Source organism: Vagococcus entomophilus, assembly GCF_003987595.1.
Taxonomy (GTDB): Bacteria; Bacillota; Bacilli; order Lactobacillales; family Vagococcaceae; genus Vagococcus_E; species Vagococcus_E entomophilus.
This window is the reverse complement of record NZ_NGJZ01000001.1, coordinates 858,249-873,483: the sequence shown is the minus strand read 5'-3', so window position 1 is coordinate 873,483 and position 15,235 is coordinate 858,249. Positions and strand designations below refer to the sequence as shown.

The window sequence follows — 15,235 nt, the reverse complement described above, 5'->3', positions numbered from 1 at the left end:
TTTAAAAACGAAATAGCATCGAATATTTTTATACAAAAAAATAATTTAACATAAATGAATTAGCGAATAAATAAGCTAATATTTTTCGTGTTTCTATTAGAAAATAAATCAGCTAAATAAATAAGATGACTTTTTTGAGTTTCTATTAGAAAAAAATTAGCTAATAAATAAGCTGAACTTTTTTAAGCTTGCATCTATGAATATTCATTTAGTTGTGATATTGTGTAACTATAAGGATACTTCAGACATATAAAGGAGGGAGCTCTTTATGGAAAAGAAAGTAGTCTTTGAGAAAATCGAAGATCTAATCGCACACTTGAAAAACGTTATGAGAACTACAAGTCCTTTACGATTGCAAAAGACTTTATATTTCTTGTATGCTTTTTATGGAGCAACTTATGGAAAAATATGTGAAGAACAAAACACAGAGAACGGTAGAATATCTGAGATGTCTACTAATTACCCAAAAAAACTTTTTGCAGAAGAATTCGAAGCTTGGGAATACGGTCCGGTTATACGAAAGGTATATACGGACAACAAGAATGGAAAATATGATAATTTAGAAGACAATACAGATAAGTATCAAGACGACGAAATGAGAGAAATCATGGGGTTTATTGATGATTTAGTAGGAACTTTAAACAAAATGACAGAGTTTGATTTAGTAGATAGAACGCATGAAGACAAAGCATGGAAAACTAAATTTGATAGAGAACACAAATATGCTAGTCCAACTATAGATTCTGAAACGCTAATTAATGAATATTATGAAAAACTAAATGCAGCGAGTGCAATTTAGCTAATGTCAAAGCAAGATATAGAAAACATTCTACTTAGCAAGAACAAATCAAGTTCTTTCGATGCTTCAAATAAAAACGAGAAATTATTAGGTGTTTCTAAAGATAACGAAAAACAAAGCATTGTTTTAAAAACAAAAGGTTCAGATAAAGAATGTCAGCTTTATAAGAATGAAGTTTTTAGGTCAAAAAAAATGAATCATTTAAAATTCACTAATTTCTTACCGGAAAACTATATGATTACTCCAGACTTAAGAGAAGCTATTAATTTAATTACGGAAAATGAAAAATTTCTTTGTGAAAATTGGGATAGACACGATTTACCTGCTGTACAAGTATCAGGAAAATATAAAGAAAGAATAAAGGAAATAATTAGAGAATATGATGAAGATTTGGTTGATGCTCTCTTTGAAGGAAGAATACGAAAAAGCACAGTAAGCACAGAACATCAAAAGGGCAAGGTAAGACTTATAAGTCTTTATACTAAAGAAAAAAATAAAACGATAATTTCATTGATTTTTATTGATTTTTATCATTTGTTTATACCGAGCGGTAACCTTGGAAAACCAAGCGAACGAGTTATGGAAGAAAATTATAATAATCAAAAAAATAACGATGTATGTTTTTCAAAATATGTAAAAAAAGAGTCATTTAAATGGCTAGCAAAATCCCCCGACACTAATTAGGTGCCAGGGGGGTTTTTTATTTGCTCTAAATTGGTTTGAAGTTTTTTAAAATAAAAAAGAAAGAAATTTATTCTTCCTTTTCAAGCGTATTTTTTTCAGAATCAAAATACTTTTCTAATTCATCTACTGGTATACTCGCAGCTTTAGCGAATTTTAAAGCAGTATGAAATTTAAGATTTTCACACTTTGTTTGCTTTTTTATCATCATGCTGATTGTTGATTCATATACCCCAGACTTTTTAGACAGCACGTAGTTACTTTTAAAATTGTAGTCTTCTTTAAATTTATCGAGCCAATACATTTTATCCCTCCTACAAAAAGAAATTAATCAAGGTTAAAGCAATCGCAATAATTAATAATATAATAGTTACAGTTACAAGTTTTTCTTTTTTCATTTGCTATAATGAGTAAGCAATTGTATAATTTAAGAAGAGGGGCGAACCCCTCAACTCAATCACAAAAGTTTTTCTATTATAGAAAGTAGCTTATCTAGTATGTTTAGTATTGAGAGTACTAAACTTAAGATTACTAGTAGCTCTTTCTTTTTATTAGAAGAACTTTTTTTCTTTTTTCTCTTACTCACTTTTTCAACTCCTTTCTACATATATAATTATACTTCAAGACTTGAAGTATGTCAATAGTTTTATTGATAAAAATAATAAAAAACACACCTTTATTAACGTGAATGAGGTGTGTTTCACTAAAATTAAATGACTATCCTTTGACTATCCTTTACAGATGAAATTAAATTATAAAGAAAAGCCAAAAGTAATATGAATGCTGATATAAAAGCAACTAGAAAGAATCAGACAAATACAGGAAGGATAATATTAAAACCAAACTACTTATCTTTATAGGCGTAAATACACCATTTGCAATTATTTTATTCATAAATACCTCCATATTTCGTTTGATTATAAAGGAATGTAGCAGATAAATCAAGTGCTTCTTGATACAGTGTAAATTCCGATTCAATGGATTAACATTTTAGCAAGAACTTTGCAATGTTTTATCAAACTATTTTTACTAGGATAGTGGCACAGCATTGAATCATTCAATGCTTATTTTTTAAATTAAAATGAATATAGAGGAGTTAGTCTTATGAAGAAATTACTAAACAAAGTTGCGATTGTTACAGGTGCAGCAAGTGGAATGGGACAAGCAACTGCGCATTTATTTGCACATGAAGGAGCAAAAGTTGTGGTGTCAGATAGGAACAAAGAAGCAGGAGAACAAACAGTGCAAACGATTAAGCAAAATGGTGGTGAGGCGATATTTGTTCAAACAGATGTAACCAAAGAAGAAGAAATTCGAGCATTGTTCGATGAAACTGTCACACAGTACGGAACACTTGATATTTTAGTTAACAATGCAGGAATAATGGATAATATGGCTGCAGTTGGACAGGTAAGTGATGAGATGTGGTACAAAGTTCTAGAGGTCAACACCAGTTCCGTTATGCGCATGACTAGAAAAGCACTGCCCATTTTTTTAAACAAGAAGAAAGGAGTGATAGTAAATATTGCTTCTGTAGGTGGGTTTAGAGGGGGAAATGCAGGAGCAGCCTATACAGCGTCCAAGCATGCAGTGATTGGTTTGACAAAAAACACTGGCTATCTTTATGCAAAAGAAGGGATTAGATGCAATGCCATTGCACCAGGGGCCACTAAAACAAATATTGGTGAATCAATGCAAAATCTTGATCCTTATGGTTCTGCAATCTGTCGCAGTGGCATGAGCTTACTGCCAAGGCTGGGGGAATCAGAGGAAATTGCTTCTGCAGTGTTATTCTTAGCTAGTGAGGATTCTAGTTTTATTAATGGCGAAGTACTTGTTGCGGACGGTGGACAAACAGCTTATTAAGCAGAATTACTGACCCTAGACCAGTCATCGAAAAGCCAGCTTTTATGATATAATGTCAAAGAGAATTATTTTGGACAAAAATTAAAAAAGTATTATTTCGGTGAATATTTTGGGGGAAAGTGCGGATGGAGTATTTTGATGAATTAGTATACAGTGTAGTAAGCCAAGTCCCATATGGAAAAGTAGTCTCATACAGTCAGATTTCTTGGTTATTAGGACAGTTAAATGCTGCCCGCAGGGTTGGTCGTGCCATGCGTCATTGTCCAGATAGGCTTCCAGCGCACCGAGTTGTGCGGGCGGATGGTCAAATTGTAGGAGAATGCGCAAAGGAACGGAAGCAGACATTATTGGCTGAAGAAGTTATTTTTAAAGCAAATGAAAAGATTGATATGAAAGTATCCTCTTGGGATGGTAAGGGTTATGATAAAAACTTTTCAAAAATTTAGAGTGTGAAACAAAAGTGCTAGTTGCTTTTGTTTCACACTCTTTTTCTATTATGAGAGGGTTATCGCCAAAAAGTAACTTCCTCAACAGGGAGGCGAACAGATTTATACCCGCTTTCAGCTGCCTTTCCGATTGAGACGATCATGACAGGTAGATAGCGTTTGGGATCCAGACCGAGTGACTCGACCAAATGTTCTCGATCAAATCCGCCAATTGGATTTGTGTCGTATCCATAAGCTCTAGCAACAAGCATCAATTGCATGGCGGCAAGTCCGCCATCGATTAAGACAGTTTCTTCCATCTTCTCACGCGACATCCCTTCGTATAAAGGAGCGAAGGTTGCGAGTTGCTTTTCCTTGACTTCTTTTGGCATCAAGCCTTTGTCGACGGCTGTTTAATAAATTTTTTCAGCATTTTCAAAGTTATTCAAATCACCTAAAATTGCAATCATGGCAGCAGAAGTATCATTTTGCTTCTGATTGAAGTGAACAAGCGGACGCAGTGTGTCTTTTCCTTGTTCGGTATCTATCACAACAAAACGCCATGGCTGCATATTAATTGAAGAAGGTGCAGTCGTTACATCTTGCAATAGTTCCTTCATTTCACTACGCGTTATTTTAATATCTGGATGATAGGCCCTAATCGATTTTCTACCATGCAAAATTTCAGCAAAATTATTTTTTTTGTACATAAGTCTCCTCCTAAAGGAAATAAAAATTTTTTCTAATGAATGATAGTAGAAAAAAATCTTTTTTTCAAAGAATATGCTTACTATACAAAAGTAAAAAATGCAAAAAATGTTATAAAAATCGAAAAAAGTCTTTAATTTTGTGGATTTTAAAAGCCTGAAAGTATACAATTAAATGAAGAATTATCGCATGATGGCGAAATGGAGGCAACAATCATGGTAATTGGAAAGCATAGACCAACGATTGCTTGTGTGAATCAAAAAGCAATTGCACACAATATTTCGGAGGAAATAAAACAATTAGAGGGTCGAGCAGAACTATTTGCTGTCGTTAAAGCCGATGGCTATGGACATGGGGCTGTTACTGTTTCGAAAATAGCGAAAGACTGTGGTGCAACAGGATTTTGTGTTGCAATCTTAGATGAAGCGCTTGAGTTGAGAGAGGCTGGTTTTAAGGACCCCATCTTAATTCTCGAACCTATAAGTCCATCGTATGTTCGACTGCTGACAGAGTACAATCTTTCAGTCACTGCACCTACGTATGAGTGGTTGAAGGAAATAGAAACAATTTACAAGCAAGAAAACTGTCAAAAGCCAATCAAAGTTCATTTGAAAATTGACAGTGGCATGGGACGGATTGGCTTTAGAGAAGAAAAGGAATTGACACAAGCTCGCGACTTAGTAATCACATCGAAAGTCTTTGAATTAGAAGGAGTGTTCACTCACTTTGCCACGGCAGATGGTTCGGATGAGGCTTATTTTTTAAAACAGCAGCAGCGTTTCTTAAAGGCGCTAGCTATTCTTCCTCAAGATATCCGATATGTTCATACTGCCAATACCGCAACCGCACTATGGCATGAAGCGTGGCAATCCAATATGATCCGCTTTGGTGTGTCAGTATATGGGTTAAATCCTTCTGGTACATTGTTGGACTCTCCGTATCAGCTTGAACCAGCTCTGTCTCTTGAAACGGAATTGATTCAGGTGAAAAAAGTACAAGCAAAAGAACGAATCGGATACGGGGGTGAATATCAAACACAAACGGATGAGTGGATTGGAACCGTACCAATCGGTTATGCGGATGGGATTAGACGAGATATGTCTGGCTTTTATATGCTAGTGGATGGAGAAAAAGCGCCAATCGTTGGTCGAGTGTGCATGGATCAATGTATGTTGAGACTGCCTAAAGAATATCCTACTGGGACAAAAGTCACGGTTATCGGTAAAAATCAACACCAAGAGATCACGGTTCAAGATATTGCAGACTATGTTGGGACGATTAATTATGAAATTGTCTGTAATATTACAGAACGTGTGCCAAGGGTTATAAAATAATGCCGTTTGATTATGTGCATCCAAAAAACGAGAAAATCGCACGAATGATGCTAGGTGCAAACTTTCATATCCTACAAATCAAGGGGTTTCTCTGGCTATATTGTTGACATAAAGCTTATACAGGAAAAGAGGCTGCCACTTGCCATGCTGATAATGGCAAGTGTATGCCTAGCATGGATGAGCAGATGTGATGAAAAACCCTCAAGAAATTCTAATATCTAGAAAGATTGGAATTCTGAATCAGGGTATTTGGACAGATCTGCGGTTACGAATTTTTGTAAGAGGAAATCCATATGTATCAAGAATTAGAAAAAAAGAGATTCTAACAGCCAAGATGAGCGGGTTAGAAAACTAAAGAAGATAAGGGTGGAAAAAGTGCTTACTGCGTATTTAAATATATTTGTTATTTTTGCTTTAATGTTTTTAGGATATTTATTAACTTGGAAGAAATGGTTTGACAATATGATTGCCGATACTTTTTCAAAATTGGTTTTAAATTTTGCGCTACCAGCGAGTATGTTTTTAAATATTACTCAAAAGTTTTCAAAAGATCAATTTCTTCATTTGTTTAAAGGTATGTTACTACCAATCACCTCTATACTAGTAACATTTGTCATTAGTATTATTTATGCTAAGCTGACGAAAGTTCCGCGTTCAAGACAAGGAACTTTTGAAACAATGTTTACCGCATCCAACACTATTTTTATTGGTCTTCCAATTAATCTTGCGATATTTGGAGAGGTAGCAGTACCTTATGTATTACTTTATTATATTTGTAATACGACATTTTTTTGGACAATTGGTGTTTATTTGATTGCAACAGACTCCCCTGGGATTAAACAAAGTCAAATCAAATTTAATTTTTTTACAGCTATTAAGCAAATTTTTTCACCCGCTTTATTAGGGTTTATTGTCGGACTATTCTGGCTATTGCTCGGTATCCCAACTCCTCATTTTGTAAAAGACTTTTTAGGTTATTTAGGCGACTTAACAACGCCGCTTTCTATGCTCTTTATTGGAACCATCGTTTATTTTACTGGAATTACAAATCTGAAAATGAATAAAGATACCTTTGGTGTGCTTTTAGGACGATACTTGATTTCACCATTGGTCGTTTTGGGCCTTTCATATATCATCCCAATTCCTCCAATGATGTTGAAAGTATTTATTATTCAATCTGCCATGCCAGTTCAAAATTCTGTTCCAATACTAACTAGAAGCTACAAAGCAGATACGGAATTTTCAACCACTAGTTTGACTTATTCGGTATTACTTTATTTATTTATTATTCCAATATTATTGCATTTTGTTTTTTAGATAGGTAATTTACGGCTTTTATGCTATAATGCTAAAGGATTATTGATACAAAGAAAAGAGGTGCCAAAAATGACATTTAAATCATTTCAACTACAACCCTATCTAAATGAAGCTTTAGCAGAGATTCATTTTGAGACACCAACAGAGGTACAAAAAAAATTAATTCCTGTGATTCAGTCAGGTCGTAACGTAATCGGACAATCTCAAACAGGTTCAGGAAAAACACACACATTTTTACTTCCATTGTTTGATGGCATAGATCCAGAAAAAGAAGAGGTTCAAGTCATTGTTACTGCACCGAGTCGAGAGCTAGCTGAACAAATCTATCAAGCTGCTTTGCAACTAGCAGAACATGCACCAAAAAAAATTCGAGTAGCGAATATTGTTGGTGGCACGGACAAACAAAGACAAATGAGCAAGCTGAAGCATCAGCAGCCTCATGTGGTCATCGGAACACCTGGACGTATTGCAGACATGATGACAGAACAGGCGCTAAAAGTCCATACTGCTACAAAGTTTGTGGTGGATGAAGCAGATATGACATTGGACCTTGGTTTTCTTAGCGAAGTTGATCAAATTGCCGCGCAGTTGCCAGATCATTTGCAAATGTTAGTATTTTCAGCAACGATTCCTGAAAAGCTCAAGCCATTTTTGAAAAAATATGTAGAAAATCCTGTGATTGAGCACATTAAAGCGGAAAATGTGATTTCTAGTGAAATAGAAAATTGGTTAATTTCGACAAAAAGCAAAGATAAAAATCAGTTGATCTATCAGTTGTTGACGGTTGGTCACCCGTATTTAGCTATTGTTTTTGCCAATACCAAGCAACGGGTTGATGAAATTCATAAATTTTTACAATCACAAGGTCTAAAAGCAGCTAAAGTCCATGGGGATATCCAGCCACGTGAGCGAAAGCGCATTATGAAACAAGTTCAAAATTTAGATTACCAGTACGTAGTCGCAACTGACTTGGCAGCGAGAGGGATTGATATTGAAGGGGTTTCTCATGTCATCAATGCAGAGATTCCTAATGATTTGACCTTTTTCATTCACCGTGTTGGGAGGACTGGAAGAAACGGTCTAACTGGAACAGCTATCACACTTTACGAACCAGGCCAAGAAGCTGAAATTGCTGAAATCGAAAAATTAGGTATTCATTTTCAACCAAAAGACTTAAAAAATGGTGAAATTGTAGAAACCTATGACCGAAATCGTCGGAAAAAACGTGAAAAGTCACAAGTAGAATTAGATCCGACCATGATAGGATTAGTCAAAAAGAAAAAGAAAAAAATCAAGCCTGGCTATAAGAAAAAAATTAATCGGGCGATTGCTGATGATGCACGTCAGAAGAAAAAAGTGGAGCGTCGTTCACAGGCTCGTGCGATTAAGAAGTCAAAAAAACAATCTCATAATTAATGAGTGTTTAGTTATTTTATTAAGGAGGCTGAGGTCTGACGGTTAAAGTCAGATTCCCCAGTCTCTTTTGTTTTTAATTTTTGAGTCAGAAAGTTTTTGAATGTGTTAAAATACAAAAGTAATAGTTAGACAGAGGAGATAAGGAGAAATTATTAGTGAAAAAAAGAAAAAAAATATCGATTGCTTTAGCGACATTTGCTGCAGTTTCTTTAACTGGGCTAGGATGGGGCACAAATTATTTATTTAATTACGCAGTTCGTTCTGGTGAAAAAGATTTTTTAAGTGGAGCGAGTGCTTCTGGTAGTACTGAAAATGTCTTCAAAGGCTGGGGATTTTCAAAAAATTCACCTGAAACATTGTCAATGAAATCAAGAGATAATCTAAAATTAAGTGCAACTTATTTCAACCAAACTCAAGCATCAAAAACGAAAAAGTTGGCCGTTATTGCCCATGGATACGGCAGCTCATCCAAGGATATGAAACAGTATGCTGAAATGTTTTATAACTTAGGCTATGACCTTCTTCTTCCAGACGCACGTGCACATGGGAAGAGCGAAGGAGAGTTCATTGGATTTGGCTGGTTAGATCGACTTGATTACGTCGATTGGATTAATAAAATGGTCAAAAAATACGATGGTAATGTTGAAATTGCTCTGTATGGGATTAGTATGGGCGGGGCGACAGTAATGATGACAGCTGGTGAGAAATTACCGGATAATGTGAAAGTAGTTATTGAAGATTGTGGCTATGATTCAGTTAAAAATGAGCTAGTCTACCAACTATCAGAAATGTTCCATCTACCAGAATATCCACTTGTGCCACTTGCTTCAATCGAGTCTTCTTTAAGAGCCAATTATGGCTTTTATGAATCAAGTGCAATCAAACAAATGAAAAAAAATGAACGGCCAACGTTATTTATCCACGGAGACCAAGATGATTTTGTCCCAACGAAGATGGTATATTCTGTATATAATGCTACTAAAGGACCAAAAGAGCTGGAAATTGTCAAAGGAGCAAAACATGCTCAAAGTTATAAAATCAATCCTACTAAATATAAAGAAATAGTGGCTAAATTTTTGAGCAAATACATGTAATTAAAAATAATAGGCTACTCCATTTAGCTAAAGAAGCAAGAGCCAGCGAGTAAAGTGCGTATAACTAGCAAAATTTGTTGACAATTTTGTCTGTGTTCTCTATACTTTGAGATGATGAAGGATATGTTTAATGGTGTATGATTTGTTCCAGAAATCTTTTCCTTAGGCTGAAAGAAAAGACAAATTACCGATTAAATGCTACCTTACAGATTACTCGCTAAAAAAGCGCGCAACTCAGCGTTATGGAGTTTGAGAGGTAATGACAGTCAAACATCATTGCAATCAAGGTGGTACCGCGTGTAATCGTCCTTGTGTTGCAAGGGTGTTTTTATTTTTTACAAAAAAGGAGAAATTAGAAAAATGAAACAACTATCAAGTCAAGAAGTTCGTCAAATGTATCTAGACTTCTTTCAATCAAAAGGACATAGTGTTGAGCCAAGTGCATCGCTTGTTCCTGTAGAAGATCCAACACTACTTTGGATTAATTCCGGTGTAGCTACCATGAAAAAATATTTTGATGGGTCAGTCGTGCCTCAAAATCCAAGAATGACAAATGCTCAAAAAAGTATTCGTACAAATGACATTGAAAATGTTGGAAAAACAGCGCGACACCATACAATGTTTGAAATGTTAGGAAACTTTTCAATCGGAGATTATTTTAAAAATGAAGCCATTCATTGGGCATGGGAATTTTTAACCGATAAAAAGTGGATTGGCTTTGATCCTAAAAAATTGTATGTGACCGTTTATCCTGAAGATACAGAGACTAAACGTATCTGGCATGAAGAAGTGGGACTTTCTTTAGATCATATCATTGAAATTGAAGACAATTTTTGGGATATTGGAGCAGGACCTTGTGGACCTGACTCAGAAATTTTCTATGACCGTGGTGAAAGCTATAATGATGTGGCACAAGATGATCCAGAAAACTATCCTGGAGGAGAAAATGAACGCTACCTTGAAATTTGGAATCTAGTATTCTCAGAATTCAATCACAAACCTGACAATACCTATGAACCATTACCAAATAAAAATATTGATACGGGCATGGGACTTGAAAGAATGGTCTCAATCATCCAAGATGCCCCAACTAACTTTGAAACAGATTTATTTTTACCAATTATTCATGCAACTGAAAAAATGACAAATGGGAAAAAGTATGGCGAGAATCCTGCGGAAAACATTTCATTCAAAGTGATTGCCGACCATATTCGTGCGGTAGCATTTGCAATTGGAGATGGTGCACTTCCATCTAATGAAGGACGAGGCTATGTACTCCGTCGTTTGCTCCGTCGTGCCGTTATGCATGGTAAAAAATTAGGGATTCATGAAGCGTTTATGTACAAGCTCGTTCCAGTTGTAGGCAAAATCATGAATAGTTATTACCCTGAAATTTTAAAACAACAAGCGTTTATTGAGAAAGTTATTCGTACAGAAGAAGAAAGATTCCACGAAACAATCAACGAAGGGTTGCAATTACTGGAAGAACTGATGGATTCTATCAAGAAAAAAGGGGATAAAACGGTAGCGGGGAAGGATATTTTTAAACTATATGACACATTTGGGTTTCCAGTCGAACTGACAGAAGAAGTAGCAGAAGATGCTGGATTCAATGTTGATCATAAAGGGTTTGAAGTAGAGATGGAAGCGCAAAGAAATCGTGCTCGCTCTGCTCGGTCTAAAACTGCCTCCATGTCTGTTCAATCTGGTTTACTTACAGAGATTAAAGAAGAAAGTTTATTTACCGGATACGATCATACGCAAGATCAAGGCACGCTTTTGGCGATTGTGGCAAATGAAAAACGCGTTCTTTCTACGAGTGCTGGCGAGGCGCAACTTATTTTTTCAAAAACGCCTTTCTATGCTGAAATGGGAGGACAAGTGGCAGATACAGGAGTACTGTTAGGCCAAAATGGGGAAAGAGTAGCCAATATTGTGGACGTACAAAAAGCACCAAATGGCCAACCTCTTCATCAAGTCGAAGTTTTAAAACCGCTAGAAGAAGGTCAAAATTATGTGCTACAAGTGGATGCAGCGAGAAGAAATAAAATTATTAAAAACCATACAGCAACGCATTTATTGCATCGAGCATTAAAAGATGTCTTGGGTGATCATGCAAATCAAGCGGGTTCATTAGTAGCCCCAACTTATCTCCGTTTTGACTTTACTCACTTCGGTCAAATTACAAGTGAAGAATTAACTCAAATGGAAAAAGCAGTGAATGAAGTCATTTGGAATGCTATCCAAGTAGAAACAGTGGAAACAGATATCGAAACGGCAAAATCAATGGGCGCAATGGCCTTATTTGGTGAAAAATACGGAAAAGATGTCCGGGTTGTGAAAGTTTCTGATTATTCGATCGAGTTATGTGGTGGGGTTCATGTGAGCAACACCTCCGATATTGGCATCTTCAAGATTGTTTCAGAATCTGGTGTTGGTGCGGGTGTTAGACGGATCGAAGCTGTAACGAGTAGAGAAGCCTACGAATTGTTACATGAAGAAGAAAACCGCTTAAAACAAATTGCACAACTAGTAAAATCGCCTCAAACAAAAGAAGTATTTAGCAAAGTTGAGCAATTGCAACAACAATTAAAAGAAACACAAAAAGAAGCGGAAAGTTTGGCGGCAAAAATGGCTAGTCAACAAGCGGGCGATATCTTTAAAGAAGTAAAAGAAGTTCAAGGAATTCGCTATATTGCACAAACAATCAATGTAAAAGATATGAATCAATTACGTCAACTTGCGGATCAATGGAAACAAAAACAAGTATCTGATGTTTTGGTACTTGGAACGGCGCAAGAGGATAAAGCGAACTTGTTAGTCGCGATGAATCAAACAGCCAATAAAAAAGGCTTAAAAGCTGGAGAGTTAATCAAAGTCATTGCACCGAAGATAAATGGTGGGGGCGGTGGTCGTCCAGACATGGCGCAAGCAGGTGGGAAAAACCCAGCAGGTCTTCAAGAAGCGTTACAAGAAGTAGAAAAATGGTTAAGCTTAAAATAAGGGTTATAATAGCGTGACGAAATACAATAATTATAGAGCCAAATAAAACGTAGAATTCGTTTTATTTGGCTCTATTTTTAGTTGAAAAAAGGTATGATATAATAGAAAAATAGTGAATAAAAGATAAGGAAGTTGAATATATGGAGCAGCAAGGAAAAAAAGGTGTAATGATTGTAAACTTAGGCACGCCCTCTTTACCAAATAAAAAAGAAGTCAGACTTTTTTTGAAAAAATTTTTGAGCGATAAACGTGTGATTGATCTGCCACGGTTTGTTTGGTTGCCAATTTTACACGGGATTATATTAAATGTTCGACCGAAAAAATCTGCCAAACTGTATCAAGAAATTTGGCAAGAAGAAGGCTCTCCATTAAAGATTTATACAGAAGCACAACAAAAAAGTTTACAGAAAGAGTTAGCTGATTATAGTGTAAAATATGCAATGTCATATAGCAATCCGACCATTGAGCAGGTGCTAGCTGAGTTTGATCAACAAAAAGTGGATGATTTAACGGTGATTCCACTTTATCCTCAGTACTCAACGACCACAACTGCTTCTATTTATGATTGTGTTACACAGTATTATCAAAAAAAATCACATCTCCCAACGCTGCATTTCATTAATGACTACTGCGACCATCCTCTTTATATAGAGCTGCTTATCAAACAAATCAAGAAAGTTTTAGTACAAGAAAAAATTGATCTTTTGCTTTTTTCTTATCATGGAATTCCAGTATCCTATGTGACAAAAGGAGACGACTATCCCAATCGTTGTAACAGAACGACAAAAGCTGTGATGAGTCATTTCACTGAGCTGCCTTATCAACAAACGTTTCAGTCGAAGTTTGGTCCTTCTCAGTGGCTGACACCTGCAACTGACGAAACGTTAAAAAAATTACCCAGTCAAGGGATTAAAAAGATTGCTGTGATCACACCTGGGTTCGTATCAGATTGCTTAGAAACGATTGAAGAGATTGAATCTGAAAATAAGGGATACTTTATCGATAATGGTGGCGAGACGTTCCATTATATTCATCCTTTTAATGCAGATCCAGATTTTTCTAGATTTTTAGCCCAATTAGTCTAAAGAGCCTAGGCCATAACTTTTGAGTTATAGCCCGGGCTCTAAGTATCCAAATAAACGATGGAGCAGAAGCAATCTATGCTTATTTATCAGAGTGAGACGCGACTGTCCAATCTCTTTTAGTTGGCTGCTAAATGTTTCTTTGCAGTAGTAATGGACTTTTTTATTTGTTCAAATCCAGTACCACCAACTGAGTTTCTTTTTTCGACAGCGGTATGTGAGGACAGAACGTTATAAATATCCGCTTCAATCAAAGGAGAAATCTCTTGATAATGAGTGAGCGGGACATCTTGCAAATAGGTTCCTGTTTTCGTTCCTTCCAGTACTAGCTTTCCAACGATTTCGTGGGCTTTTCTAAAGGGAACTCCTTTTTTTGCGAGATAATCTGCTAGTTCAGTCGCATTGGAAAAATCTTTTTCAGTAGCTTGGCTCATGTTATCTTTTTGAACGCGCATACTTTGGATCATGCCAGATAAGACATCCAGGCTAGTAATAATTGTTTTTGCGGTATCAAACATGCCCTCTTTGTCTTCTTGTAAGTCCTTATTGTAAGCAAGAGGTAGTCCTTTTAACACTGTAAGCAGACTAAATAAATTGCCAAACACGCGTCCTGATTTTCCCCGAATTAATTCGGCCATGTCAGGATTTTTTTTCTGTGGCATAATGGAGCTACCTGTTGAAAAAGTATCGGTTAGTTCAACAAATTGAAATTCATGACTACACCACAAAATAAGTTCTTCGCAAAGACGTGAAAGATGAACCATTAAAATTGAAGCATTACTCAAAAATTCAAGAATAAAATCACGATCGCTCACACCATCTAAACTATTTTGATATATCGCACTAAATCCTAAAATATCAGCACTATACTGGCGATCAATCGGAAAGGTCGTCCCTGCAAGTGCTGCACATCCCAAAGGGCAAATGTCAATCCGAGAAAGACTTTCTTCAAAGCGTTCCATATCACGTGAAAGCATGCCATAGTATGCAAGCAGATGATGGGCAAACGAAATTGGTTGGGCATGTTGGAGGTGAGTATACCCTGGCATAATGGTATAAATATTTTCTTCTGCTTTTTCAACTAGAACTTCACGAAAATGATGGATTTTGTGAAGTACTTCCTGAACAGTATCTTTTAGATAGAGATGCATATCGGTAGCAACTTGATCATTACGACTTCTTGCTGTGTGCAATTTCCCTGCGACAGCTCCAATTTCTTGATGTAAAAAAGTTTCGATATTTAAATGAATATCCTCGTTTTGAATGCTGAATTCAAGCATGCCATTTTGTAATTTTTGTTCAATTTTCTTTAATCCAGCTATAATTTTAAGCGCATCCTCATGTGGCAAAATCCCAGTTTGATCAAGCATCTGCACATGGGCAAGGCTTCCTTGTATATCTTGTGGCGCTAGTTTTTGATCAAAGGGGATTGAGGCCCCAAATGCATCAATCCACTCTTCACTTTTTTCTTCGAAACGTCCGCCCCAAAGCTTTTTCATACGTTTACACC

General features: G+C 36.1%; 12 protein-coding genes and 1 pseudogene. 10 read left to right on the top strand and 3 right to left on the bottom strand.

What is annotated here, in order from left to right:
- The first annotated feature begins 268 nt into the window (after positions 1-268).
- Both CBF30_RS04040 and CBF30_RS04035 read left to right on the top strand, forming a co-directional pair.
- Positions 269-799 (top strand): Panacea domain-containing protein, encoded by a 531-nt coding sequence (locus CBF30_RS04040; protein ID WP_126823001.1) that lies wholly within the window; start codon positions 269-271, stop codon positions 797-799.
- Between the two features lie 3 nt (positions 800-802).
- Positions 803-1,483, top strand: coding sequence for a hypothetical protein (locus CBF30_RS04035; RefSeq protein WP_126822999.1), 681 nt, complete (start codon positions 803-805; stop codon positions 1,481-1,483).
- Positions 1,484-1,550: 67 nt separating this feature from the next.
- On the opposite strand, the gene CBF30_RS04030 is transcribed toward CBF30_RS04035, so the two are convergent.
- The gene (locus CBF30_RS04030) at positions 1,551-1,784 is read right to left on the bottom strand and encodes a hypothetical protein (protein ID WP_126822997.1); all 234 of its coding nucleotides are present in this window, start codon (positions 1,782-1,784) and stop codon (positions 1,551-1,553) included.
- An 800-nt stretch (positions 1,785-2,584) separates the two neighbouring features.
- Here CBF30_RS04030 and CBF30_RS04025 point away from each other — a divergent pair.
- Complete coding sequence (locus CBF30_RS04025; protein WP_126822994.1) at positions 2,585-3,346, top strand: SDR family oxidoreductase; 762 nt, start codon at positions 2,585-2,587, stop codon at positions 3,344-3,346.
- Between the two features lie 125 nt (positions 3,347-3,471).
- Entirely contained in the window at positions 3,472-3,792 is a 321-nt protein-coding gene (locus CBF30_RS04020) for an MGMT family protein (protein ID WP_126823779.1), read from the top strand.
- Between the two features lie 59 nt (positions 3,793-3,851).
- Here CBF30_RS04020 and CBF30_RS04015 read toward each other — a convergent pair.
- Positions 3,852-4,481: pseudogene (locus tag CBF30_RS04015) on the bottom strand (nitroreductase family protein).
- Between the two features lie 213 nt (positions 4,482-4,694).
- Here CBF30_RS04015 and alr point away from each other — a divergent pair.
- From alr to hemH, 6 genes are all read left to right on the top strand, one after another.
- The gene (gene alr, locus CBF30_RS04010; RefSeq protein ID WP_126822992.1) at positions 4,695-5,813 is read left to right on the top strand and encodes an alanine racemase; all 1,119 of its coding nucleotides are present in this window, start codon (positions 4,695-4,697) and stop codon (positions 5,811-5,813) included.
- A 375-nt stretch (positions 5,814-6,188) separates the two neighbouring features.
- Positions 6,189-7,130, top strand: coding sequence for an AEC family transporter (locus CBF30_RS04005; protein ID WP_126823777.1), 942 nt, complete (start codon positions 6,189-6,191; stop codon positions 7,128-7,130).
- Between the two features lie 69 nt (positions 7,131-7,199).
- The gene (locus tag CBF30_RS04000) at positions 7,200-8,546 is read left to right on the top strand and encodes a DEAD/DEAH box helicase (protein WP_126822990.1); all 1,347 of its coding nucleotides are present in this window, start codon (positions 7,200-7,202) and stop codon (positions 8,544-8,546) included.
- A gap of 155 nt (positions 8,547-8,701) precedes the next feature.
- Positions 8,702-9,640, top strand: coding sequence for an alpha/beta hydrolase (locus tag CBF30_RS03995; protein ID WP_245974999.1), 939 nt, complete (start codon positions 8,702-8,704; stop codon positions 9,638-9,640).
- Between the two features lie 360 nt (positions 9,641-10,000).
- Positions 10,001-12,643, top strand: a complete 2,643-nt coding sequence (gene alaS / locus CBF30_RS03990; RefSeq protein ID WP_126822988.1) for an alanine--tRNA ligase — start codon at positions 10,001-10,003, stop codon at positions 12,641-12,643.
- Between the two features lie 140 nt (positions 12,644-12,783).
- Positions 12,784-13,728: a ferrochelatase gene (hemH, locus tag CBF30_RS03985; protein WP_126822986.1), complete on the top strand. Its 945-nt coding sequence runs from the start codon at positions 12,784-12,786 to the stop codon at positions 13,726-13,728.
- Positions 13,729-13,844: 116 nt separating this feature from the next.
- Here the strand turns inward: hemH and argH are convergent, their stop codons facing one another.
- Complete coding sequence (argH, locus tag CBF30_RS03980) at positions 13,845-15,224, bottom strand: argininosuccinate lyase (RefSeq protein WP_126822984.1); 1,380 nt, start codon at positions 15,222-15,224, stop codon at positions 13,845-13,847.
- Positions 15,225-15,235: the final 11 nt, after the last annotated feature.